Consider the following 23,213-nt stretch of genomic DNA (forward strand, 5'->3'; position numbering starts at 1 on the left):
AACACTTATCTATTGAGCTATCATATTTATACCTTTAATCAGTATATATCCTTAAAATAACGAACTATTAGTTAATATATACCGTATTTTTATATACAAAAAGAGGTTATATAAATATAACCCCTATATTACTTATTCCTAAGATTGTTAGCTATCTCTTCTATTTTTCTTAATCTATGATTTACACCAGACTTACCTATTGGAGGATTTAGTATTTCTCCTAATTCCTTTAATGTTAAGTCTTCACATTCTAGCCTAACTTTAGCTATTTCTTGCAAGTTTTCAGGTAAACTATTTATTCCGATAGTTTCTTGTATAAACTTAATATTTTCCACCTGTCTAACTGCTGCATTAACAGTTTTTGAAAGATTCGCAGTTTCGCAGTTAACTATACGATTTACATTATTTCTCATTGCTTTTACAATTTTTGTGTTCTGAAGACTTAAAAGTGCATTGTGAGCTCCTATTATACTTAATAAATCCGATATTTGTTCACTTTCCTTTAAGTACACTACATAGTTATTCTTTCTAAGAACTATTTTACAATTAAATCCTAATGAATTTATAAGGTTCTGTAGGGATTCTGCAAATTCCTCATTGTTAGTTACAAACTCCATATGATAATTTTTCCCCGGATCACTTATAGATCCTCCTCCAAGAAATGCACCTCTTATAAAAGCTCTTATACATTCATCATCTTTTAAAAGATGACTTGGTACTTTATTTAAAGGATAAAATCCATCTCCTGGCTCTAATATCCCTAAATCCTTTATAAGTTTTTGTGCTCCCATTTCACTAGTAACCATAAGAACATAGCTATTATTTCTCTTTAGCATTTGATTCTTATTTACCGATATAGTTGTGTTTATACCAAAATTTTGTTTTAGTAGTCTAAATACCTTACGAGCTATAGAGTTTAGCTCCGTAGTTATCTTTAAATTTAATTTTTTATATCCTACAATTTGTATACTTCCTGATAATCTTACTAGAGCAGCTAATTCAGCTATGTTGCAATTATCATTATCTGACGTAATTCTTGCTAACTCATTTTTCGTTTCAGCTGAAAAAGACATAATTATCACCTATTAACTGTTCTTTTTTAATCGTTTTTTTATTTCTTGTAAAGCAACTTTGATGATTTCCTTTTCATCATCATATCTAGCCAAGTCTACTACCCTATCTAAATGTATAAACTTAGCATCTATAAACCCTTCTTCTTTTTGAGGTATTGTATCCATATTTCTTGCATGCATTAAATACCAAAATACAGTTTTATGAACCGCTTTGTTTTCATCCCAGTTTTCTTTGAATGTATAATGAATTTCACCTAAATATTTCAGTATTTCAGCTTTTACCCCAGTTTCTTCTAAAACTTCTCGTAACGCTGCCTCTTGCCTATTTTCGCCTTCTTCTACCTTTCCTTTCGGTAAAACCCAATCTCCATTGAATTTTCTAAGTAAAAGTATGGCATTGCCAAATAGTACTACACCTCCGGCACTAACCTCTTCTCTCATAGATGTTCACTCCTTAAAACTAACATAATAATAAGGATTTCTACATAAATACTTAAAATCCTTTTTTACTTCATAGTGTCATTTTTATGACTTAGTGCCAAATCAACTATTATACTAGAAATGCAATCTGCATCATGTCTAATATAATTATTTTTTATCTCAATTAGGTTTTCTTCTATCGATTTTACCCCCATACCTTTAAGGGTATTTTTTTGCCCTTTGTCTAGTAAAACTTGACTAGCACCATCTTTTTGGTATCTTTCATATATATATTCTGGTAATATTTCATTATTTGATATCACATAATCAATAATATTTTCACTTGAATGTTTTATTATTGCATTTACATGTTGCAAAACATTGTATTCGTCTGTTTCCCCTGGTTGGGTCATTATGTTAGATATATATACCTTTGGGGCTTTTGACGCTTTAATTGCATCGACTACTCCATCAACTAAAAGATTTGGAATTATACTTGTATATAAACTTCCTGGACCTATAACTATTATATCAGCATTTTCTATAGAGTTAATAACTTCGTCCAACGGTTTTGCATTAGATGGTTCTAAAAATACTTTTTCTATAGATGTATTTTTAGATTTTACTTCCTTTGGAATATTCGATTCCCCTTTTACTATGCTTTTATCTTTTAGCTTTGCTACAAGATTTATATCTTCTAATGTTACTGGCAATACCTTTCCAGTTATTGCAAATATTTGACTCATTTTATATACAGCAACTTCAAAATTTCCATATAAACCATTCATTGCTGCCAAAAACAGATTGCCAAAACTTTGACCTTTTAAGCCACCTTCTGTGAATCTATACTTCATAACTTCATCCATAGTAGGCTCTATATTGGCAAGAGCTAACAGACAATTTCTTATATCCCCTGGAGGCAACATCCCTAAGTCTTCTCTTAATACTCCAGATCCTCCACCATCATCTGCAACAGTAACTATTGCAGTTATATTTTTAGTATGGTATTTTAGACCTCTCAAGAAAATTGATTGACCTGTACCTCCTCCTATAACAACAACTTTTGGTTCTACACTTTCCTTACTTCTAAGATATCTTGGCTTGATTCTTTCATTTACAATTCTTCTATATAAATAAAATGATATTAATAAAGAAACCCACCCTGTTACCCCTACTATAAAAAATATAGTACTCATTTTTTCCTCCAGATTATCTAATCATAGAGTCTCTGTGTTTCTTTACGACCCTATATCCTTTTTTCATCAGCTCATCATATATAAGATTCGCTATAGTTACAGATCTATGTCTACCTCCAGTACAACCTATACCAATAACTAAATGTTGCTTTCCTTCTTCTATATACTGTGGTACTAAAAATTGTATCATATCATTTAATTTGTAAAAAAATTCTTGACTTATCTTAGAATTCATAACATAATCTCTTACATCTTGTTCGTCACCTGTTTTAGGTCTTAATTCTTCTAGATAGTATGGATTTGGCAAGAATCTTACATCAAATACTAAATCACAATCTGCTGGTATACCATGTTTAAATCCAAATGATAATACAGATATAGTTAATTTATTATTTTCTTCTCCTTGAGAGTATATCTTGCTTATCTCTTCCTTTAAATCCTTAGGCTTCATATTAGTCGTATCTATAATAGAATCAGATACTTCTTTTAAGGGTTCCATTATCTCTCTTTCCATTTTTATACCTTCTGTTAAAGATACGTTCATAGAAAGAGGATGATTTCTTCTTGTCATTTTATATCTATTTAATAATACTCTATCTGAACAATCTAAATATAACATTTCATATTTATAGTTTTCTTTTTTTAAATACTCTAAACTCTCATGAAGTTCCTTGAAAAATCTTCTTCCTCTAATATCTATACCTAAAGCAACTTTATCAATACTTGAATTTGGTTGATAACATAACTCTGCAAATTTTGTTATTAAAGCAGGTGGTAAGTTATCTACACAATAAAATCCCATATCTTCTAAAGCTCTCATAGTTTCACTTTTTCCTGACCCAGAAAGTCCAGTAACTATTACAAATTTCATCTAACTTACCCCCTTAAATCTTTATACTCTTATATTTTCAACAAATGATAAATCTAATTTAGCTTCTTTAATAGTCTTCATAGCTTTGTCAAAATTTCCTACGTTATTAGGTATGTGTGCATCAGATCCTATTATAAATGTATTTCCTAAATGTTTTATTTTTTTTAGCTGTTCTACATTTAAATATCCATGACTACTATTAATTTCAAGTCTTGTATTAGTCTCTTTTGCCACCTTAGCTATTTCCTCTATATACACATCTCCTTTATCTCCAGGATGCGTTATAATAAAAATATCATTGTTTCTCATAGCATTTATTATGCCTTGAGTATTATACTCTTTTGCCTTTTCATTTTTTATAATGTAATTATTAAAATGATTCATCATACTTTTTAATGATGTTGGAGCTGATCCAAAATGATACCCTGCCATTACGTAATCGAAAAAATGTATAATATTTTCATTTATATCTATGTTACCATTTTTATCTAGTATATTACATTCCATTCCTAAAAGGATATCTATATTAGGGTATTTTTGGTTCAATTTATCAATTTCTTCTCTCATTTTTTGTATATCTTTTAGTTTAACACCATATGTCATATGTCTATATCCATGGTCTGATATTCCGATTTTTTTTATACCCTTAGACATAGCCACCTTAACATTCTCTTCTATTGTACCTTTTCCATGACTATATATAGTGTGTGTATGATAATCTGCTAATATTTGCATATTTTAGTCCTCTCCAAGTATCTTAACCTCTTCTTCAAGTAAAACATTGAACTTAGCATTAACAGTACTTTTTACTACATACATTAAATCCAATAAATCTTTAGCTTTAGCATTGCCTATATTAACAACAAATCCACTGTGCTTTTCAGAAACTTGTGCTCCACCTAATGTAAGACCTTTTAATCCACAGTCCTCTATTAATTTACCTGCAAAGTGTCCTTCTGGTCTTTTAAAAGTACTTCCCGCACTTGGTAAACTTAAAGGTTGCTTTGTAACTCTTCTTTGAGTAAAGTCTTTCATTGTTTCTTTTATTTCTTCATAGTTTCCTTTTTCTAATTCTATTACTGCTGATAATACTATATAGTTTGTTCTAGTTAAAATACTTTTTCTATATTCAAATTCCATTTGTTCATTTGTAAACTCAAATATATTACCATCTGTATCCATAAGTCTTACAGATTTAACTATATCCTTCATTTCTCCGCCATAAGCACCTGCATTCATAGCTAATGCCCCACCTAATGTACCTGGTATTCCAGCCGCAAATTCAAAGCCTTTTAACTCTTCCCTCATTACAGCTTTCCCAACTACAGAAAGCATTGCTCCTGATTTAATTTTTACAGTAGTTCCTTCTATTTCGAAGTCATTGAAATTATTTGATATTTCAATAACAACTCCTCTTATTCCACCATCTTTAACTAATAAGTTTGAACCATTTCCTATTACAATATATGGAACGTTTTCTTCCTTTAATAGTTTTATAATATCTCTTATCTGTTCTTCTGTATTTGGCTTTACTAATATATCGGCAGGTCCACCAACTCTAAATGATATGTGTTTTTTCATCGGCTCATCTACCATTATATTTCCTTTATTTTCTTCGCCTAATATATCTAATAAACTGTTATATATAAATTCCTTATTCATATATCTATATTTCCTCCTAGTTTATACTAATTATACATATTTATATACTTATTTATATTCATTTACTTGTATTTTATTAATTTCATCTATCTTATATATAATAATGTATTAAAAAAAAAATAACAATATATAAAGGTCTAAAGTAAATTAAAAAAGCGTTGATATAGCTATATCAACGCAATGTTCCTAATTAGTATTTTTTGATGTTGTTTTTTTAAGGTAACATCTATGATATGCAAAGGGAATAATTATAGCCCCTCCTACAATATTTCCTAATGTTACAAAAACTAGATTTATTAGTAATCCTACTATACTAACTTGTGCACCTAATAACATTCCCATAGGTATGAAGAACATATTCGCAATACTATGTTCAAATCCACATAATACAAATAGCATTATTGGGAACCAACATGAAAATATTTTTGATGCTATATCTTGAGAAGCTGTAGCCATCCATACTGCTAAAACAACTAAAATATTACACATTATAGCTCTTAAGAACATCTGCAAAATATCAAGATTTGCTTTAGATTCTGCTATAGCTATTGCTTTAGTAGCTGCATCACCAGATAATGTACCTGAATAAAATACAATTAAAGCTAGAACTACAGATCCTACAAAGTTTGCCAAATATACAAAGCTCCAATTCCTAAACATTTGACCTATAGTTATTTTCTTTTCTAAAACTGCTAAGGTCATTAAATTGTTTCCTGTAAAAAGTTCTGCTCCGCATATTACAACTAACATAAGTCCAACAGGGAACACCATCGCTCCAACAAATCTACCTAGCCCTGGGTCTATATTAGATATAGTTTGACCGAATAGTATGTTTCCTAATCCTCCAAAGCCTATAAAAATACCTGCAAGTATACCTAACCTAATACATGAGCTAGTAGATAAGTTAGCTTTATTTATACCTACATTTACAGTAGCATTTGCTACTTCCCTGGGTGTTAAGAATCTTTTGTCCATAAATCCACCCCCTATTTTTATATAAGCACTTAAAAAGATTATAGCACCATCGTAGTTAATTTATCTACAAATACAAACCATGTATACTAAATATATATTTTTGAATATAGTTACTCACATTATAAAAGACGTTTTTGTAGATTAATTTCACATTTTATTAAGTTGAATGTTTTATGTATACAAAGTTAAATTTTTATTGTATAATTACTACTGTTGTGTTTTTCGACAGAAAAATTAAAATTTCATAACAAGTTTGAAATTTATTATTTAATAATATTTATATATTTTAGAGGAGGACTTTATATGTCAGATAAGAAAATGCTTATGCCAGCTGAAATAGCAGAGTACACTATCAACACTGGTATAAAAAAGGCTACTACGCCAACTAAAAAAGTTTTAGCTTCTGCATTCTTAGCTGGTGCTTACATAGCATTCGGTGCTTTAGGATCAGTTGCAGCTGCTTACAACTTATTAGCAAACCCTGCTACTTACGGATTAGGTAAAATGGTAGCTGGACTTATGTTCCCTGCTGGACTTATATTTGTTTTAATAGCTGGTGCGGACTTATTCACAGGAAATATACTTGTAGCTTTAGCAGCTTTCAAGAAAAAAGTTACTTGGGGACAAGCTTTCAAGAACTGGGCTTTAGTTTGGATAGGTAACTTATTAGGTGCAGTATTAGTTGCATGGATGGTTAGTATGTCTGGTGTATTCGATTGGAGTAACGGACTATATGGTGGTGTTGTTGTTAAAAATGCTATCGGTAAATTAGGTTTCCCTTGGATATCTGCTATGATATCAGGTATATTATGTAACTGGATAGTTTGTGTTACTGTATGGATGAGCTACGGAGCTAAGGATATATCTGGTAAAGTTTTAACTGGATTCATCGGTATATTCTTATTTGTTTGTGCTGGATTTGAGCATAGTGTTGCTAACATGGGATACTTATTCGCAGGTTTATTCGCTAAAGGAAATACTGCATTCTTAGAAGCAGCTCACAAAACTGCCGCTGATGCAGCTGCTATAAACGTACCAAGCATATTCATGAATAACTTAATACCAGTTACAATAGGTAACATATTAGGAGGGGCAATATTCGTTGCTGGTATATACTTCTTCTTATATGCTAATAAAGAAGAATCTTCAGAAGCTAAGAAAGCAGCTTAATTAATATAAATATTCAAGAGATTATACTATAATCACAGTATAATCTCTTTTTTTATTATTAATACATTCTGTTAGCTAATCCTTATTTTTTCGACATTCTTTTGTATTTACGTTAAATTTATACCTTATTTATTGACTATGTGCTATAAATAGTATTAAAATATATATTTATTCGTACTTATTCTAGAAGGGGGTTTTGTGATGAACTTATCTTTTATTAAAGATTCGGCCTATGAAATGTTTGTGACACTAATCTATATATTAAACTTTTCTGCAGTTATACATCTTATATTTAGAGAAAAAAGAGATACTCAAACTACAATGGCATGGATTCTTATACTTTTAACCATTCCTGCTGTAGGTTTTGTATTATATATTACTTTTGGACATGGAATCTCCAAAGATAATATGTTTAAGATTAAAGAAGAAGAAGATAGGATTTTAAAAGATAATATAGTTAACACTCACGCTAAATTAGAATGTGATAACAGTCTAGATCCTAGCTTATTAGCTAATAAGGATATTATTTATGCTCTAGCTAATTCTAACTATGCACATTATTCAACTAATAACTCTGTTGATATATATGAAAAACCTAAGGAATTTTTTGATTCTCTATTAGATGAATTAAAAAAGGCTAAGGAGTATATAAATATACAGTTTTATATATTTAAAGATGATGACATCGGAAATAAAGTAATAGATATTCTATTAGAAAAATTAGATGAGGGTGTAGAAGTAAGGCTTCTATATGATGCTGTAGGAAGTAGACTCTTCTCAGATAAATCTATAGCTAAGTTAAAAAAAGCCGGAGTTAAAGTTGGTTGCTTCTTCCCTTCTTTTATGAAAATAGTAAACTTCAACCTAAACTATAGAAATCATCGTAAAATTGTTGTTATAGATGGTAATGTTGGTTTCGTTGGCGGGAATAATGTTGGTGATGAATATTTAGGTAAAGACCCTAAATTTGGTTACTGGAGAGATACTCACCTTAAACTTACAGGAGAATGTGTAAGAGATTTAAATATTAGATTTATGCTTGATTGGAGATTTACAACTCAGGAAAATTTAGATATGGATAAGTATTTCATTCAAAAAAATACTATGGTTCCAACTGAGACTTCTTGTGACAATGTTGGTGTTCAAATTGTATCTAGTGGTCCTGATATAACAGAATTAGATGAAATAAAATATGGGTATATGAAAATGATTCAGGGAGCTAAGAAGTACCTTTATATACAAAGCCCTTATTTTATCTTAGATAAAACTTTAGTAGATATACTAAGGGTAGCATGTCTATCTGGTGTTGATGTTAGAATAATGATACCATCTAAACCTGACCACCCATTTGTATATTGGGCATCTTACTCTTATGCAGGTGAGTTATTAAAATTCGGTGCAAAACTGTATACTTATGACGAGAATGCATTTTTACATGCTAAGACCATAGTTATTGATGATACTATCTGCTCTATTGGTACAGCTAATATGGATATAAGAAGTTTCGAGTTAAACTTTGAGGTTAATGCATTTATGTACTCTCCTGAAGTTGCTAAGAAACAAAAGAAAATATTTGAAAATGACATTCTAAAATCTAAAGAAATTACCTTAGATATATATAATTCAAGATCAAATATAGTGAGAATAAAGCAGTCTATTTCTAGACTTTTATCTCCTGTATTGTAATAAATAAAAGTATGTATTGAGTTTTAACTTGATGCATACTTTTATTTATTGTATATTTTAGACAATTCAAAATATTCTTTCACTAATTCTTTAAATTTTAACTTTTTAACTATTTTATATATTATAATATAATTATCATTTAAACTATCACATCTTTACTAACATCGTAATACTCATCTAATTTTTCATCTTAGATTTACTGATTTAACATATTTCCAATGGGTATATCTTAATTTTAGTTAACTTTTTGGCATAAAATAATATAAAATCTACTATTATAAGATAAGTATTATTTTATGAAGTTAATTTTTAATAAAACTCTTATTATACCTTAAAGTTTTATTAGTTTAAATTTTTTATACGATAAGGGGGATTTGTATGTGTGACTTTTATTCACGTAACAAGCATTTATTTGACCAATTAGACAACTTCATTGATTCTCTTGAAACTAGAAAGGGCGCTTTAATCCAAGTACTACACCATGCTCAAGGTATATTTGGCTTCTTGCCTAAAGAAGTACAACTTTATATAGCTAAAGCTTTAGATGTTGCTCCATCTAAAGTGTACGGTGTTGTTAGTTTCTATTCTTACTTTACCACTGAGCCAAGAGGTGAATATAAAATAAGTGTATGTTTAGGTACTGTTTGCTTCGTTAAAGGTGCAGATAAAATATTAGCACAATTTGAAAAAGAACTTGGTATAAAATCTGGAGAAACTACAAAGGATCTTAAATTCTCTCTTGAGGGATTAAGATGTGTTGGTGCATGTGGCCTTGCTCCGGTTGTTGTGGTAAATGGTAAAGTTTATGGACAAGTTAAGCCTGAAGATGTTACTAGTATCTTAGACAATTATAGAGAAACAGAAATAAATTGCTAAGGGGGGAAATAAATGAGTAAGATAAAATCTTTTGAAGAATTAAAAAGCCTGGTTGCAAAGTATAAACCAGCCCTTGATATGAGAGAAAATCATTCTAAAGGGAACTTAACAAAAAGAGAATTATTAGTCTGTGGAGGTACTGGATGTACTTCTGCAGATAGTAATCTTATAATAGAAAATTTGAGAAATGAAATAAAAAATGCAGGTCTTGAAAGTCAAGCTGAAGTTCATCTTACAGGATGTTTTGGATTCTGTGCTAAGGGTCCAATAGTTAAGGTCTTCCCTGATAATGTTTTCTATGTTCAAGTAACTCCAGACGATGCTAAGGAGATAGTTGATACACATCTAGTTAAGCATGAAGTTGTTGAAAGATTATTATTTGAAGAACCTGCCCTTGTTCATAGAAAAGTTGAAAAACATGACGATATGTCCTTCTATAAAAAGCAATCTCGTGTTGCCCTTAGAAATTGTGGTCATATAAATCCTGAAAATATAAACGAATATCTAGGATGTCAAGGATACATTGCACTTGGTAAATGTATAAATGAATTAACACCAGAACAAGTTATTGAGGAAATGAAAGCTTCTGGCCTTAGAGGTAGGGGTGGTGCCGGTTTCCCTACAGGAGTTAAATGGGAATCTACTGCTCAAACTCCTCCAGGTCAAAAATATGTTGTATGTAATGCCGATGAAGGTGATCCAGGTGCATTCATGGATAGATCTATACTTGAAGGTGACCCTCACAGCGTATTAGAAGCTATGGCTATATGTGGCTATGCTGTAGGTGCTGATACAGGTCACATATACATAAGGGCTGAGTACCCTCTTGCAATAGAAAGGTTAAAAGTTGCTATATCTCAAGCCCAAGAAATTGGTCTTCTTGGAGACAATATATTAGGTACAGATTTTAACTTTAATATAGACTTAAAGTATGGTGCTGGAGCATTCGTTTGCGGTGAAGGTACTGCTCTCATTAATTCAATAGAAGGTAAACGTGGAGAGCCTCGAATGAAGACTTATAGTTCTTCTAAGCGTGGTTTATGGGATAAACCAACTTGCTTAAACAACGTTGAAACTTTCGCTAATATCCCTGCAATAATAAATGAAGGGGCCGAATGGTTTACTAAGTACGGTACTGAAAATTCTCCAGGAACTAAAGTTTTCGCACTTGGTGGAAAAATAAATAACGTAGGTCTTGTTGAAGTTCCTATGGGCACTACTTTAAGAGAAATAGTATATGAAATAGGTGGCGGTATACCTAATGAAAGAGAGTTTAAAGCTGTTCAAACTGGAGGACCATCTGGTGGATGTATTGCATCTAACAACCTTGATACTCCTATAGATTTTAAATCATTAAGCTCTATAGGTTCTATGATGGGTTCAGGTGGTATGCTCGTTCTTGATGATTCCGATTGTATGGTAGATATATGTAAATTCTTCTTAGAATTTACTGTAGAAGAATCTTGTGGTAAATGTACTCCTTGCCGTATAGGTAATAAGAGATTACTTGAAATGCTTACAAAAATAACAGAAGGTAAAGGTACTTTACAAGATTTAGCTGATTTAAAAGAGTTGGCAACAACTATAAAGACTACTTCTTTATGTGGCCTTGGTAAATGTGCTCCTAACCCAGTTTTAAGTACACTTGATAACTTCTATGGTGAGTATGTTGCTCACGTTGTAGATAAAAAATGTCCGTCTGGAAAGTGTCAAGCACTTCTTGATTACATCATAACTGATGACTGTAAGGGATGTACTAAGTGTAGCAGAATATGCCCTGCTGGATGTATATCTGGTAAACCTAAAGAAAAACACGTAATAGATGTTTCTAAGTGCTTAAAGTGTGGTGCTTGTATGGATAATTGTAAATTTAATGCTATCATAAAACAATAAATTTAGCTTTATTGGGGGGGATAAAAATGAGTTTAGTTAACTTAACTATAAATGGCAAGTCTGTTTCAGTTCCTAAAGGCAGTACTATTTTAGAAGCTGCAAAAGAAGTAAATGTTCAAATACCTAATCTTTGTCACCTAAAAATGAAAGAAATAAATATGATTAACCAATGCGCATCTTGCCGTGTATGTATGGTTAGTGCTGGAAGAGGTTTAGTTCCTGCTTGCGGTACTTTAGTTAAAGAAGGTATGGATGTTCAAACCAATACTAAAGAAGCTTTAAAGGCTCGTAAAAATGTTGTTGAATTATTATTATCAGACCATCCTCAAGATTGTTTAGTTTGTGAGAAAAATGGAAACTGCGAATTACAAAGTATAGCCGCTGATTTAGGTATAAGAAAAATCAGATATAAAGGCGAACAATCAACTTCTCCAAAAGACACTTCAACAGAATCAATAGTAAAAGACCATGACAAATGCATCTTATGTAGAAGATGTGAAACAATGTGTAATGATATACAAAGTGTAGGCGTTTTATCTGGCATAAATCGTGGATTTGGCACAGAAGTTAGCACCTTCTTCAATTCTTATTTATGTGAAACTGAATGTACTTTCTGTGGTCAATGTATAGCAGTATGTCCAACAGGAGCTTTAACAGAGGTAAATAATATACCTACTGTATGGAATGCCTTAAATCAAAAAGAAAAGACTGTAGCCGTTCAAGTTGCTCCTGCTGTAAGAGTTGCTTTAGGAGAAGAATTTGGATTAGAGCCAGGTACTATAACTACAGGAAAAATGGTATCTGCGTTAAAAGCTCTTGGCTTTAAATATGTATTTGATACTAACTTCTCTGCTGACCTTACTATATTAGAGGAAGCTTCTGAGTTCTTACACAGACTTAAAAAAGGTAAAAATCTTCCTATCTTAACAAGTTGTTGCCCTGCTTGGATAAACTTTGTTGAAAAAAACTATCCAGAATTTCTAAATCTTCCTTCAAGTTGTAAATCACCACAAGAAATGTTTGGAGCTATAGCTAAGAATTATTTTGCTCCTAAAGTTATAAATATAAAACCAAAAGATATGTATATTGTTTCAGTGATGCCTTGTGTAGCTAAGAAATATGAATGTTCTAGAACTGAATTAGGTCAAGAAGAGGTTCTCGATGTTGATGTTTCTATAACTACAAGAGAACTTGCTAAAATGATAAAAGAAGCAGGTATAGATTTCTTAACATTAGATGAAAAAGATTTTGATAACCCACTAGGTAAATCTTCTGGGGCTGCTGATATATTCGGTACTACTGGCGGTGTTTTAGAGGCTGCTCTTCGTACTGCTTATGAATGGGTAACTGATAAAGAACTTGCTGATGTAAACTTCACTCAAGTTAGAGGGATGGAAGGTATAAAGGAAGCTAGTATAGATATAGATGGTACTATTGTAAATTTATGTATAGCTAGTAGCCTTGGAAATGCTAGAAAAGTCATGGATGAAGTTAAAAACGGAAACTCTAAGTACCATATAATAGAGGTAATGGCTTGTCCTGGTGGATGTATTGCTGGTGCTGGTCAACCATATCATCATGGTGATTATGATGTTGTTAAGAAAAGGGCTTTAGGGTTATATAATATAGATAGAAATAAAAAACTTCGTAAATCTCATGAAAATCCTGCTATAGTAGCATTATATGATGAATTCTTAGGAGAACCTCATGGAAAAGTTGCTCATAAATTCCTTCATACTCACTATTTTGATAAGAGCTTAGTTTACAATGTAAATAATGGAGAATGCACTTGTATAAAAGAGTCTGATGCAACAGTTTAACCTAAATTAGTAAAATTTTAATATAAGTGAATTGAGCTAATTAAATAATATTGGTCAATTCACTTTTTATTTACATACTATAATATTTTACAAATAAAAAGTGTAGATAAGCTTATTATTTATTCCTACCTACACCATCTTTTTAAATATTTTTACTTAGCACTTCTTAGTATCTATAAGTTGAGATAATTTTTTAGTAAATTCTTGTGCTGCATCATATCCCATTCCCTTTTGCCTAAAGTTCATGGCTGCAACTTCTATTATCATAGCTGTATTTCTACCAGGTTTAACTGGTACAACTAACTTCTCGACACTTACTTCTAAAATTTCTTCAAATTCTTTGTCTAATCCTAATCTATCATAATATTTATCTTCATTCCAAGCCTCTAAGTGCACTACTAAATCAATAGTTTTACTATTTTTTACAGCGCCAGCACCATACAAGCTTCTCACATCTATTATACCAATCCCTCTTATTTCTAAAAAATGTCTAAGTAACTCTGGGGATTGCCCTAAAAGTACACTTTCATCTAATCTTCTTATTTCTACTGCATCATCGGCAACTAATCTATGACCTCTTTGAACTAATTCTAAAGCTGTTTCTGATTTACCAATGCTACTTTCTCCCTTTATTAATACTCCTATACCATATACATCCACTAATACACCATGCAATGTAGTATGAGGTGCCATTCTATCATCTAAATAATTTGATAATCTGTTTATAAATCTAGTTGTATTTCTCTTTGTGCTTAAAATTATTCTTCCATACTTCTTAGCATATTTTATGACATCAGAATTAACTTCCAATCCTCTTGTTACTATAAGTGCAGGAATTTCATAAGAAAATAATTTATCTAGTACATTTTCTCTTCTTTCTGCATCTAAATAACTAAAGTAATTATATTCTGCTCTTCCTATTATTTGAATTCTATCATAAGCAAAATGTTCAAAATATCCAGCATATTGTAATCCTGGCCTATTTACATCCTGAGAATATACATAGTACTCTTTATTATCAGGCATATATACTACTTCTAATTCTAAATCCTTTATAATTTCTTTGATTGAAACCTTATCGATGAAATTCATATTATTATCCCTTTCTGAAATAATTGTAAACATTCTCACAGGCTGCTCTATTCATTCCTTCCACTTCTAATAATTCTTCAATGTTAGCTTTTTTTATAGATTCTATATCTTTAAAGTGATTTAATAGAGCTTTTTTTCTTTTTTCCCCTATTCCTTGTATATCATCTAGAACTGATTTTGTCAAAGATTTATTTCTTAAACTTCTGTGATATGTTATAGCATAGTTATGAACTTCTTCTTGAATACTTGCGACAAATCTATACAAGTTAGATGTTTTATCTAGTTCAATCTCTTTTTCCTGGGAAATAAGTCCCTTTGTTCTATGTTTATCGTCTTTATACATTCCCCATAGAGGTATTTCTACATTATATCTTTCTAAAACTTTTTTTACTGCACTAACTTGTCCTTTTCCTCCATCTAAAAGAATTAAATCTGGTAAATCTCCATACTTCAATCTTCTTTCTACTATTTCTGCCATAGAATCAAAATCATTAGGACCTATAACTGTTTTTATTTTATATCTACGATATTCCTTTTTATCTTTTTTTCCATCAGTAAATACTACCATAGAACCAATAGAGTCTACACCTTGTATATTTGATATATCAAAGGACTCTATTCTTTTTGGTCTTTTGTCTAATCCTAATATATTTTTTAACTCATCTAAAGCTCCAATACTTTTTTCGTACTTTCTCTTGTTCATATCGGAAAATTTCTCAAGATATTCTACAGCATTTTTTCTTACCATTTCTACTAGATTTTTCTTTTCTCCTTTTTGAGGAACCCTTATAGTAACTTTTTGCCCTTTTTTAGCAGATAACCATTCTTCTAGTATAAAACTGTCTTCTATTTCATCTTCTATTATTAATTCCTTTGGTATATACTCTTGTTCCATGTAAAACTGCTTAACAAAGGATGATAATATAGATGCTCTCTCACTTTCCATAACCCCTTCTAATATAAAATGTTCTCTACCTACTATTTTACCATTTCTAATAAAGAATACTTGAACACAAGCTTCATCATGTGCTCTTGCCATTGCTATAACATCTTGATTTAAGTCTGATGTAGTGGCATCTATTTTTTGCTTTTGCATCATTTCTTCTAAACTTCTAATTTTATCTCTGTACATAGCTGCATCTTCAAAATTAAATTCCATAGCACATTTATTCATTTTCTCAGTCAGTATTTCAATTAATTTTTCTTCTTTACCTGATAAGAAAAGTATTATTTCTTCTATCATTTTATTGTAATCTTCCTTGCTTACATTTCCTGTACATGGGCCTACACACTTTTTTATATGCATATTTAAGCATGGTCTCATTTTGTTCTTTATAGCTTTATCTATATCTATATTACAAGTTCTTATTGGATAAGTATTTCTTATTATCTCTAATGTATCATTCACTGCTGTTGTATTAGTATATGGACCAAAATACCTTGCCTTATCCTTTAGTACTCTTCTAACTTTTAATACTCTAGGAAAATCTTCATTAGTTGTTACCTTAATATATGGGTATGTTTTATCATCCCTTAATAAAACATTATATTTAGGTCTATATTGCTTAATCAGATTACATTCTAATATAAGTGCTTCTAATTCTGAATCTGTAATAATATACTCAAATTTATATATATTTTTAACCATAGACTTTACTTTTGAAGGATGATTTTTAGATGATTGAAAATATTGTCTTACTCTATTTTTTAAGGATACAGCCTTTCCTACATATATAATATTATCAAACTTATCTTTCATTAAATATACACCAGGTTGTGCTGGAAGTTTCTTTAAATGATCCTGTATGTCAAACAATTTATTACCTCCACTTTTATATTTTCATATTAGAATTATACCCTAAAAAAATAAATTATTCCCATAGATTATTTTATTAAAATTAAAAGCGTAGATATAAAACAGTCAAAACTAATTTATACCTACGCTTTAGCAAAATCAATATATTTACTTTTAAAATTTTTAAAATTATTTATTATTAAAGTACTTAGGCTATATTATAAAGCTTTTAATTTATTTTATTTAGAAGCTCCTCTCCCACCATTTACTTGTAAGAAGAATGTAGACGCTTGACCGTAGTTGTGAACTTCCTTACTATCTTTATATTTATCAACAAAGTCAGAATCTAATAGACATCTATCTATTTGACCATCTTCATATAAGTTAACTGAAGCACTAGTTTCCTTAACTACTTTAGTATTTATAGTATCTAATTTGATTATATCTTTATTCCAATAGTTAGGATTTTTTTCCACAGTATATTGGTCTTCTACTTTCCAATTTGTTAAAGTAAATGGTCCATTATATATTTGAGTATCTGCTGTAGTACCATATTTATCTCCCTGAGCTTCAACAAATTTTTGATTTTGTGGGAAGAATACTTGGAATGATACTAATTCAGGGAAGTAAGAAACTTTTCTGTTTAACTTAACTTCTAATGTATAATCATCAACAGCCTTAACCCCTACATTTTCTGAACCTTTATCAGCTGCTTCTGCTGCCCCTGCTATATCATTCATTATGTATCCATACTCAGATGCTGTATCAGGGTTTAAAGTTCTTTTCCAAGAATACTCAAAATCTTTAGCTGTTACAGGGTCTCCATTTGACCACTTAGAATCTTTTCTTAACTTGAAAGTCCAAGTTAATCCATCTTCAGAAACTTCCCAAGATTCAGCTACACCTGGCTCAACTTTACCATCTTTATCTATTCTAGTTAATCCTTCCATAGTATTATTCATAACTGTGAAAGATGAAACGTCTGTTGCTTTACTTGGGTCCATTGTAGGTATATCTGAACTTATATCTATATTAAGAACTTTTTCTGGTTTATCTACATCTGCATATCTATAATCATAGTCAGCTCCCCAAGAATAATTTATTATTCCTGAAACATAAGGCTTCTCTAAATAAGTTCTTCCTTTTTGTTGAATTGGCGCTAAGAATCCATCAGATAACATTAATTCTTCTGCTTGTGCGTATTTTTCATATGCTTCAGTTGTAGTTTCTGCTTTTGTAGCTTCATCTACTAATTTATTAAATTCATCACTTTTATATCCAACTTGCTTAGAGAATTGGTTTCCAGTTTGCATTGTTTGTAGGAATGTTAATGGATCTGGATAGTCAGCTCCCCATCCTGAGTAAGCTAAGTCAAAGTTTCCAGCTGTCTCCTCTGCTAATTTTTGCTTGAAAGGAAGATTTTTAACTTCTACATTTAATCCTTCTAATGCATCAGATAATTCTGCTTGGATAAATTCACCTGTTCTTTTTCCTGAGTCATGGTCGAAAGTTAATAACTCAAGTGTAACAGTATCGAATCCAACTTCTTCTTTAGCTTTTGCCCATGCTTCTTTAGCTTTTTCTTCATCATAAGTTACACCTTTATCTTTTGTGTACTCTGCATAATCTTTTCCGTTGTCAAATGCCAAGTTAGATGGTGTAAATGTATCAGATGCAATTGATCCATTATTTAATATAACATCACATAAGGCTTGCTTATCTATAGCCATAGCTATAGCATTTCTTGCATTTTTATTAGCAAGAACTTCTTCTGAAGTAGCTTCTCCTCCACCACTAGAGCTAGATCCTCCTGTGCTACTGCATCCAACAAGCAAACTTGAACTTACTAATGCTATTGTTGCTAATACTGATATTTTTCTTTTTAAAAACATAGTAAACATCCTCCCCTATATCCAATTTACAAATAAACTCATATATTTAAAGTTTATTATATAACATGTTATAATAAAAATCATTTGTTTTTTTTAATTTTCTGATTTTTTAATTAAAAAAATTTTTTTATATGAAAATATTAATTTTAACTTGAAAATACTTTATTATGCTACTACAATTAAAATAATAAACAAGCTCGAAAGGCGGTTCGAATATGAAAAATACTTTTCAACTTCTTGCAATTAATGCTATTATCAGTTTATTATATTCAATTATCAACAAATTTAGTGCATATTCATTTTTAAATTGTGCATTTATTGTTGGTATGATTTATTTCCTTTTCGGATTATTATGTTTCGTTTGGGAAAAAGGATTTTTTAATATCACACTTTTCTCTTTTAATAAATTAAGTCAAGAATTTCAAAGAAGAAAAGGCGTATTAACAGAAGATATTAACATGACAATTGAAGATTACGTTAATAGAGAAAATAGCTTTTATCTTACAAATAGTTTATTAATATCTGGTTTGTTAATATCAACAATTACTATTGGTATAAGTTTTATGTTTATATCATAATTATATAAAACTAAATTAATTATTATACTTAGATTCTATATCACTTAAAACTAGTGATTTTAATTAAAAATTCAAAAAAAGGGGGGGTAGCGATGTTTCGCTATGTATTAAAACGTATTGCATATATGTTTATAACTTTATTTATAGTCATATCAGTTACATTTTTCTTGGTAAGACTTCTTCCAGGCAGTCCATTTAATGAACAAAAGTTAAATCCTCAACAAATTGCTAGACTGGAAGCTACTTATGGATTAGATGATCCTGTTCCAGTCCAATATGTAAGATATCTTACAGGTGTATTCAAAGGTGACCTTGGCATTTCATTTAAACAATCTAATAAGAAAGTCGAAGATATCATTGCCAGTCGTATAGGCCCTTCTGCTATGTTGGGTGCTCAATCTTTAGTTTTAGGTACCTTCATAGGTTTAGCACTTGGAATTGTCGCTGCACTTAAGAGAAATACTATTTGGGACTATACTTGTACTATACTTTCAGTAATAGGAGTTTCTGTTCCATCATTTGTATTTGCAGCTTCACTCCAATTGTATATTGCAAGTAAATTAAAAATACTACCTATAGCTTGGGGAGTTCCTTTAGGTTCAGATTTTAGATATGTTTGGACTATTCTTCCATCAATTGCACTTTCATTTTTTACAATATCAAACGTTGCTCGTTTTACTAGAACAGAACTTGTTGAAGTTCTAAACTCTGATTATATAATTACTGCTAAAGCAAAAGGTTTAAAAAAATCCACAGTTATCTTAAAGCACGCTCTTAGAAATGCATTAATTCCTGTTATAACTATATTAGGTCCTTTAGCTGCAGGACTTCTTACAGGTTCTTTAGTTGTAGAAAAAGTTTTTGCTGTACCTGGTATAGGTGACTTATTAGTTAATGCTATATCTATAAATGACTTATTCATAATTTCAGGGGTTGCTATACTTTATAGTGCATTCTACATAGCAGTTATATTAATAGTAGATATACTTTACGGTGTAATAGATCCAAGAATCCGTTTGGCAGGAGGTAAATAAAATGGTTGATAAAGTAATAATTGATGGTCAAGAAGTAGAGTTAACAGCTGATTTATTTGAACCTACTCCTATACAGTCAGGAGATAATGAAGCTATTACTAGAGAAAGTCTAACTTTTTGGCAAGATGCTCGAAAAAGATTATTTAAAAATAAAGGGGCTGTAGTTGGATTAATAATACTTTTTACTATAGTGTTAATGGCTATATTCGCACCTATTTTTTCTAAATATGATTATAAATCTCAAAACATAAGAAACGTTAAGATTCCACCTAAAATGCCTATAGTATCTTCTTTAGGTATAATGGATGGTAAAGATTCAAATGGTGTTGACGTTTATGCTGAGAAAAATATAAAAGAAAACTATCTATTTGGTACAGATGCACTTGGACGTGATATCTGGACTCGTACGTGGACTGGCGCTAGGGTTTCTTTATTCATAGCAGTCTTAGCAGCTGTTTTTGATTTGCTTATAGGTGTTGCTTATGGTGGTATATCTGCTTACTATGGAGGTAAAGTAGACCTTGTAATGCAACGTATAATAGAGATAATTACAGGTATTCCTCAGTTGGTTATTGTTACACTTTTCATAATGGTATTTAATCCAGGTATATTATCAATTTCTTTAGCAATGGCTGTATCTGGGTGGACTGGTATGGCTAGAGTTGTTCGTTCTCATGTACTTAGACTTAAAAATCAAGAGTTTGTATTAGCTTCTAAAACTTTAGGTTCTTCTGATTTTAGAGTTATTTTTAAACATCTTTTCCCTAATGTTATTGGTCCTATTGTGGTAATGATCATGTTCTCACTACCTCAAGCAATATTTTATGAAGCATTTTTAAGTTTTATAGGGTTAGGTCTTCAACCACCTCAAGCATCACTTGGTGTATTAATAAATGAAGGATTTAAATCATTACAAAGCTACCCATATATGATGTTTATCCCATCAATAGTAGTTTGTTCTTTGATATTTGCTCTTAATTTATTAGCTGATGGTCTAAGAGATGCTGTTGACCCTAAAATGCGTAATCAATAATTAGTAAGGGAGATGAGTTGATTGGAAAAATTATTAGAAGTTAAAAACCTGTGCGTTAGTTTCAATACATATGGTGGAGAAGTTCAAGCTGTTAGAGGCGTTACATTCGACTTACATAAAGGTGAAACACTTGCTATAGTTGGTGAGTCTGGTTCTGGTAAATCCGTTGCTTGTAAAACTATAATGAGAATACTATCTGCAAATGGTTATATAAAAGATGGTGAAATATTATTTAACGGTAAAGATTTAACTAAACTTAGTGAACCTGAGATGGAAAAATTAAGAGGTAAAGATATTGCAATGATATTCCAAGATCCTATGACTTCTTTAAATCCTACTATGACCATAGGAAAACAAATAATGGAAGGTATTATTAAGCATCAAGGTCTTAGTAAGGAAGAAGCTAAGGCTAAAGCTATAGAACTTATAGATTTAGTTGGTATATCTGAACCTGAAAAAAGGTTTAAACAATATCCTCATCAATTTTCAGGTGGTATGAGACAGCGTATAGTAATAGCTATATCTTTAGCTTGTAATCCTAAAGTTCTAATAGCAGATGAACCAACAACTGCATTAGACGTTACTATACAGGCTCAAATATTAGAGCTTATGAAAGCTCTTCAGGAAAAAACCGGAGCTGCCCTTATATTTATAACTCATGACCTTGGAGTTGTTGCTAATATGGCTGATAGAGTTGCAGTTATGTATGCTGGTAAAATCATAGAACATGGAACAACTAATGATATATTCTATAATCCTCAGCATCCGTATACTTGGGGACTTTTAGGTTCTATGCCAACTTTAGATATAGGAGATAATGATTTATATAATATACCTGGAACTCCTCCAGATTTAATGCACCCTCCTAAAGGAGATGCATTTGCTCTTCGTAGTGATTACGCTCTTAAAATAGATCACTTAGCTGAACCACCTATGTTTAAAGTTAGCGATACACACTATGCAGCTACATGGTTATTACATCCATTGGCTCCAAAGATTGAAAGACCTAATAACGTAGGTAGAAAGAAGGTGAAAGCAGATGAGTAAAAAAGTTCTATTAAAAGTTAAAAACTTAAAACAACACTTTAGAATAGATAGAAATACTACTGTTAAAGCTGTTGATGATGTTTCTTTTGAAATATATGAAGGTGAAACATTTGGTTTGGTTGGGGAGTCTGGCTCTGGTAAATCTACTACTGGTAGAGCTATAATAAGACTTTATGATCCAACTAGTGGAGAAATAGAATTTGATGGTAAAAATATCTCTTCTAAAAAATTGAAAAAAGATGAGAAAAATCATGTAAATAAAAATATGCAAATGATATTCCAAGATCCTATGGCATGTCTAAATCCTCGTATGACTGTTACTGATATAATTGCCGAAGGTTTAGATGTACATGGCCTATGTAAAACTAAAGAAGAAAGAAGAGATAAAGTTTATGAGTTGTTAAGAACTGTAGGGCTTAATGAACAACATGCTAGTAGATATCCTCATGAATTCTCTGGTGGGCAAAGACAACGTATAGGTATTGCTCGTGCTCTAGCTATACAACCAAAATTTATAATTGCTGATGAGCCTATATCTGCACTAGATGTTTCTATTCAAGCACAAGTTGTTAACTTACTTAGAAAGCTTCAAAAAGAAAATGGCTTAACTTATCTATTTATCGCCCATGACCTTTCAATGGTTAAATATATAAGCGATAGAATAGGGGTTATGCATAAAGGTAAGTTAGTTGAACTTACTACTGCTGATGAATTGTATGAAAATCCACTTCATCCTTATACTAAATCTTTACTATCTGCTATACCTTTACCAGACCCTGATTATGAAAAAAACAGAGTCCGTATAAAATATGATCCAAGTATTCATGATTATTCTACTGAAAATCCTGAATGGGTAGAAATAAGACCTGGACATTTTATATATGCATCAAAGTCTGAAATAGCAGGTTACGAAAAAGAACTTTCTGCAAAAGAAATTACTAGTAATTAATTCCTCTTTTTCATATAGAGCTATCTCCAAAAGAGATAGCTCATTTTGATGCTTTTAAACTATGTAATGTATATTATAATATACACTCTTCTATTAAAATCAGTTATTAGAATTTATTAAAAAGGAGTGTTTAAAATAAATCTCAAAAATT

At 30.8% G+C, this 23,213-nt stretch carries 20 protein-coding genes; 10 read left to right on the forward strand and 10 right to left on the reverse strand.

All coding sequences use genetic code 11. From position 1 onward, the window contains the following. Window positions 1-128 precede the first annotated feature (128 nt). From whiA to ABCP60_RS12755, 7 genes are all read right to left on the reverse strand, one after another. Window positions 129-1,073 carry a DNA-binding protein WhiA gene (gene whiA / locus ABCP60_RS12725; RefSeq protein ID WP_166504691.1) on the reverse strand — a complete coding sequence of 315 codons (945 nt, stop codon included), beginning with the start codon at window positions 1,071-1,073 and terminating at the stop codon, window positions 129-131. A gap of 12 nt (window positions 1,074-1,085) precedes the next feature. Then, a complete protein-coding gene (locus ABCP60_RS12730; protein WP_092922332.1) occupies window positions 1,086-1,514 on the reverse strand; it encodes an NUDIX hydrolase in 429 nt (142 codons plus the stop codon). A 65-nt stretch (window positions 1,515-1,579) separates the two neighbouring features. Continuing rightward, complete coding sequence (locus ABCP60_RS12735; RefSeq protein WP_166504690.1) at window positions 1,580-2,689, reverse strand: gluconeogenesis factor YvcK family protein; 1,110 nt, start codon at window positions 2,687-2,689, stop codon at window positions 1,580-1,582. A gap of 13 nt (window positions 2,690-2,702) precedes the next feature. Then, window positions 2,703-3,560, reverse strand: a complete 858-nt coding sequence (gene rapZ / locus ABCP60_RS12740; protein ID WP_092922327.1) for an RNase adapter RapZ — start codon at window positions 3,558-3,560, stop codon at window positions 2,703-2,705. 21 nt (window positions 3,561-3,581) lie between these two features. Next, on the reverse strand, window positions 3,582-4,295 hold the full coding sequence (locus ABCP60_RS12745) for a PHP domain-containing protein (protein ID WP_092922324.1): 714 nt from the start codon (window positions 4,293-4,295) through the stop codon (window positions 3,582-3,584). Window positions 4,296-4,298: 3 nt separating this feature from the next. Continuing rightward, window positions 4,299-5,222 carry a UDP-N-acetylmuramate dehydrogenase gene (gene murB / locus ABCP60_RS12750; RefSeq protein ID WP_092922322.1) on the reverse strand — a complete coding sequence of 308 codons (924 nt, stop codon included), beginning with the start codon at window positions 5,220-5,222 and terminating at the stop codon, window positions 4,299-4,301. Between the two features lie 186 nt (window positions 5,223-5,408). Then, on the reverse strand, window positions 5,409-6,197 hold the full coding sequence (locus tag ABCP60_RS12755; protein ID WP_195238087.1) for a formate/nitrite transporter family protein: 789 nt from the start codon (window positions 6,195-6,197) through the stop codon (window positions 5,409-5,411). A gap of 303 nt (window positions 6,198-6,500) precedes the next feature. Between ABCP60_RS12755 and ABCP60_RS12760 the strand changes: the two genes are divergently transcribed. The 5 genes from ABCP60_RS12760 to ABCP60_RS12780 all read left to right on the forward strand — a co-directional run bounded on the left by ABCP60_RS12760 (window position 6,501) and on the right by ABCP60_RS12780 (window position 13,642). After that, the gene (locus ABCP60_RS12760; protein ID WP_092922317.1) at window positions 6,501-7,367 is read left to right on the forward strand and encodes a formate/nitrite transporter family protein; all 867 of its coding nucleotides are present in this window, start codon (window positions 6,501-6,503) and stop codon (window positions 7,365-7,367) included. A 201-nt stretch (window positions 7,368-7,568) separates the two neighbouring features. Further along, complete coding sequence (gene cls, locus ABCP60_RS12765) at window positions 7,569-9,053, forward strand: cardiolipin synthase (protein WP_207733567.1); 1,485 nt, start codon at window positions 7,569-7,571, stop codon at window positions 9,051-9,053. A 378-nt stretch (window positions 9,054-9,431) separates the two neighbouring features. Beyond that, complete coding sequence (locus ABCP60_RS12770; RefSeq protein WP_195581454.1) at window positions 9,432-9,929, forward strand: NAD(P)H-dependent oxidoreductase subunit E; 498 nt, start codon at window positions 9,432-9,434, stop codon at window positions 9,927-9,929. A gap of 12 nt (window positions 9,930-9,941) precedes the next feature. Further along, window positions 9,942-11,822 (forward strand): NADH-quinone oxidoreductase subunit NuoF, encoded by a 1,881-nt coding sequence (locus ABCP60_RS12775; RefSeq protein WP_343101843.1) that lies wholly within the window; start codon window positions 9,942-9,944, stop codon window positions 11,820-11,822. Between the two features lie 26 nt (window positions 11,823-11,848). After that, on the forward strand, window positions 11,849-13,642 hold the full coding sequence (locus ABCP60_RS12780; RefSeq protein WP_343101844.1) for an NADH-dependent [FeFe] hydrogenase, group A6: 1,794 nt from the start codon (window positions 11,849-11,851) through the stop codon (window positions 13,640-13,642). A gap of 156 nt (window positions 13,643-13,798) precedes the next feature. On the opposite strand, the gene hprK is transcribed toward ABCP60_RS12780, so the two are convergent. The 3 genes from hprK to ABCP60_RS12795 form a co-directional block, all read right to left on the reverse strand. Then, on the reverse strand, window positions 13,799-14,734 hold the full coding sequence (gene hprK, locus ABCP60_RS12785; protein ID WP_092922302.1) for an HPr(Ser) kinase/phosphatase: 936 nt from the start codon (window positions 14,732-14,734) through the stop codon (window positions 13,799-13,801). Between the two features lie 4 nt (window positions 14,735-14,738). Further along, complete coding sequence (gene uvrC, locus ABCP60_RS12790) at window positions 14,739-16,550, reverse strand: excinuclease ABC subunit UvrC (protein WP_092922299.1); 1,812 nt, start codon at window positions 16,548-16,550, stop codon at window positions 14,739-14,741. A 218-nt stretch (window positions 16,551-16,768) separates the two neighbouring features. Then, window positions 16,769-18,421: an ABC transporter substrate-binding protein gene (locus ABCP60_RS12795; protein WP_343101845.1), complete on the reverse strand. Its 1,653-nt coding sequence runs from the start codon at window positions 18,419-18,421 to the stop codon at window positions 16,769-16,771. 215 nt (window positions 18,422-18,636) lie between these two features. On the opposite strand from ABCP60_RS12795, the gene ABCP60_RS12800 reads away from it, so the two are divergent. The 5 genes from ABCP60_RS12800 (at window position 18,637) to ABCP60_RS12820 (ending at window position 23,062) form a co-directional block, all read left to right on the forward strand. Next, a complete protein-coding gene (locus tag ABCP60_RS12800) occupies window positions 18,637-18,999 on the forward strand; it encodes a DUF3899 domain-containing protein (protein ID WP_092922293.1) in 363 nt (120 codons plus the stop codon). A gap of 92 nt (window positions 19,000-19,091) precedes the next feature. Beyond that, window positions 19,092-20,033 carry an ABC transporter permease gene (locus ABCP60_RS12805; RefSeq protein WP_092922290.1) on the forward strand — a complete coding sequence of 314 codons (942 nt, stop codon included), beginning with the start codon at window positions 19,092-19,094 and terminating at the stop codon, window positions 20,031-20,033. Window position 20,034: 1 nt separating this feature from the next. Then, a complete protein-coding gene (opp3C, locus tag ABCP60_RS12810) occupies window positions 20,035-21,066 on the forward strand; it encodes an oligopeptide ABC transporter permease (protein ID WP_195238098.1) in 1,032 nt (343 codons plus the stop codon). Between the two features lie 21 nt (window positions 21,067-21,087). Further along, on the forward strand, window positions 21,088-22,113 hold the full coding sequence (locus ABCP60_RS12815) for an ABC transporter ATP-binding protein (RefSeq protein ID WP_092922284.1): 1,026 nt from the start codon (window positions 21,088-21,090) through the stop codon (window positions 22,111-22,113). Beyond that, complete coding sequence (locus tag ABCP60_RS12820) at window positions 22,106-23,062, forward strand: ATP-binding cassette domain-containing protein (RefSeq protein ID WP_166504685.1); 957 nt, start codon at window positions 22,106-22,108, stop codon at window positions 23,060-23,062. Before ABCP60_RS12815 ends, ABCP60_RS12820 begins: the two co-directional genes overlap by 8 nt. The last annotated feature ends 151 nt before the right edge of the window (window positions 23,063-23,213 follow it).

The organism is Romboutsia sp. MSSM.1001216sp_RTP31141st1_G3_RTP31141_220114 (genome assembly GCF_039031195.1).
GTDB classification, from domain to species: domain Bacteria; phylum Bacillota; class Clostridia; order Peptostreptococcales; family Peptostreptococcaceae; genus Romboutsia_C; species Romboutsia_C hominis.

What these genes read in the sequence shown, in the direction of transcription:
- whiA (WP_166504691.1), bottom strand. Translation starts at nt 1,073, where the DNA reads ATGTCTTTTTCAGCTGAAACGAAAAATGAGTTAGCAAGAATTACGTCA.
- ABCP60_RS12730 (WP_092922332.1), bottom strand. Translation starts at nt 1,514, where the DNA reads ATGAGAGAAGAGGTTAGTGCCGGAGGTGTAGTACTATTTGGCAATGCC.
- ABCP60_RS12735 (WP_166504690.1), bottom strand. Translation starts at nt 2,689, where the DNA reads ATGAGTACTATATTTTTTATAGTAGGGGTAACAGGGTGGGTTTCTTTA.
- rapZ (WP_092922327.1), bottom strand. Translation starts at nt 3,560, where the DNA reads ATGAAATTTGTAATAGTTACTGGACTTTCTGGGTCAGGAAAAAGTGAA.
- ABCP60_RS12745 (WP_092922324.1), bottom strand. Translation starts at nt 4,295, where the DNA reads ATGCAAATATTAGCAGATTATCATACACACACTATATATAGTCATGGA.
- murB (WP_092922322.1), bottom strand. Translation starts at nt 5,222, where the DNA reads ATGAATAAGGAATTTATATATAACAGTTTATTAGATATATTAGGCGAA.
- ABCP60_RS12755 (WP_195238087.1), bottom strand. Translation starts at nt 6,197, where the DNA reads ATGGACAAAAGATTCTTAACACCCAGGGAAGTAGCAAATGCTACTGTA.
- ABCP60_RS12760 (WP_092922317.1), top strand. Translation starts at nt 6,501, where the DNA reads ATGTCAGATAAGAAAATGCTTATGCCAGCTGAAATAGCAGAGTACACT.
- cls (WP_207733567.1), top strand. Translation starts at nt 7,569, where the DNA reads ATGAACTTATCTTTTATTAAAGATTCGGCCTATGAAATGTTTGTGACA.
- ABCP60_RS12770 (WP_195581454.1), top strand. Translation starts at nt 9,432, where the DNA reads ATGTGTGACTTTTATTCACGTAACAAGCATTTATTTGACCAATTAGAC.
- ABCP60_RS12775 (WP_343101843.1), top strand. Translation starts at nt 9,942, where the DNA reads ATGAGTAAGATAAAATCTTTTGAAGAATTAAAAAGCCTGGTTGCAAAG.
- ABCP60_RS12780 (WP_343101844.1), top strand. Translation starts at nt 11,849, where the DNA reads ATGAGTTTAGTTAACTTAACTATAAATGGCAAGTCTGTTTCAGTTCCT.
- hprK (WP_092922302.1), bottom strand. Translation starts at nt 14,734, where the DNA reads ATGAATTTCATCGATAAGGTTTCAATCAAAGAAATTATAAAGGATTTA.
- ABCP60_RS12795 (WP_343101845.1), bottom strand. Translation starts at nt 18,421, where the DNA reads ATGTTTTTAAAAAGAAAAATATCAGTATTAGCAACAATAGCATTAGTA.
- ABCP60_RS12800 (WP_092922293.1), top strand. Translation starts at nt 18,637, where the DNA reads ATGAAAAATACTTTTCAACTTCTTGCAATTAATGCTATTATCAGTTTA.
- ABCP60_RS12805 (WP_092922290.1), top strand. Translation starts at nt 19,092, where the DNA reads ATGTTTCGCTATGTATTAAAACGTATTGCATATATGTTTATAACTTTA.
- opp3C (WP_195238098.1), top strand. Translation starts at nt 20,035, where the DNA reads ATGGTTGATAAAGTAATAATTGATGGTCAAGAAGTAGAGTTAACAGCT.
- ABCP60_RS12820 (WP_166504685.1), top strand. Translation starts at nt 22,106, where the DNA reads ATGAGTAAAAAAGTTCTATTAAAAGTTAAAAACTTAAAACAACACTTT.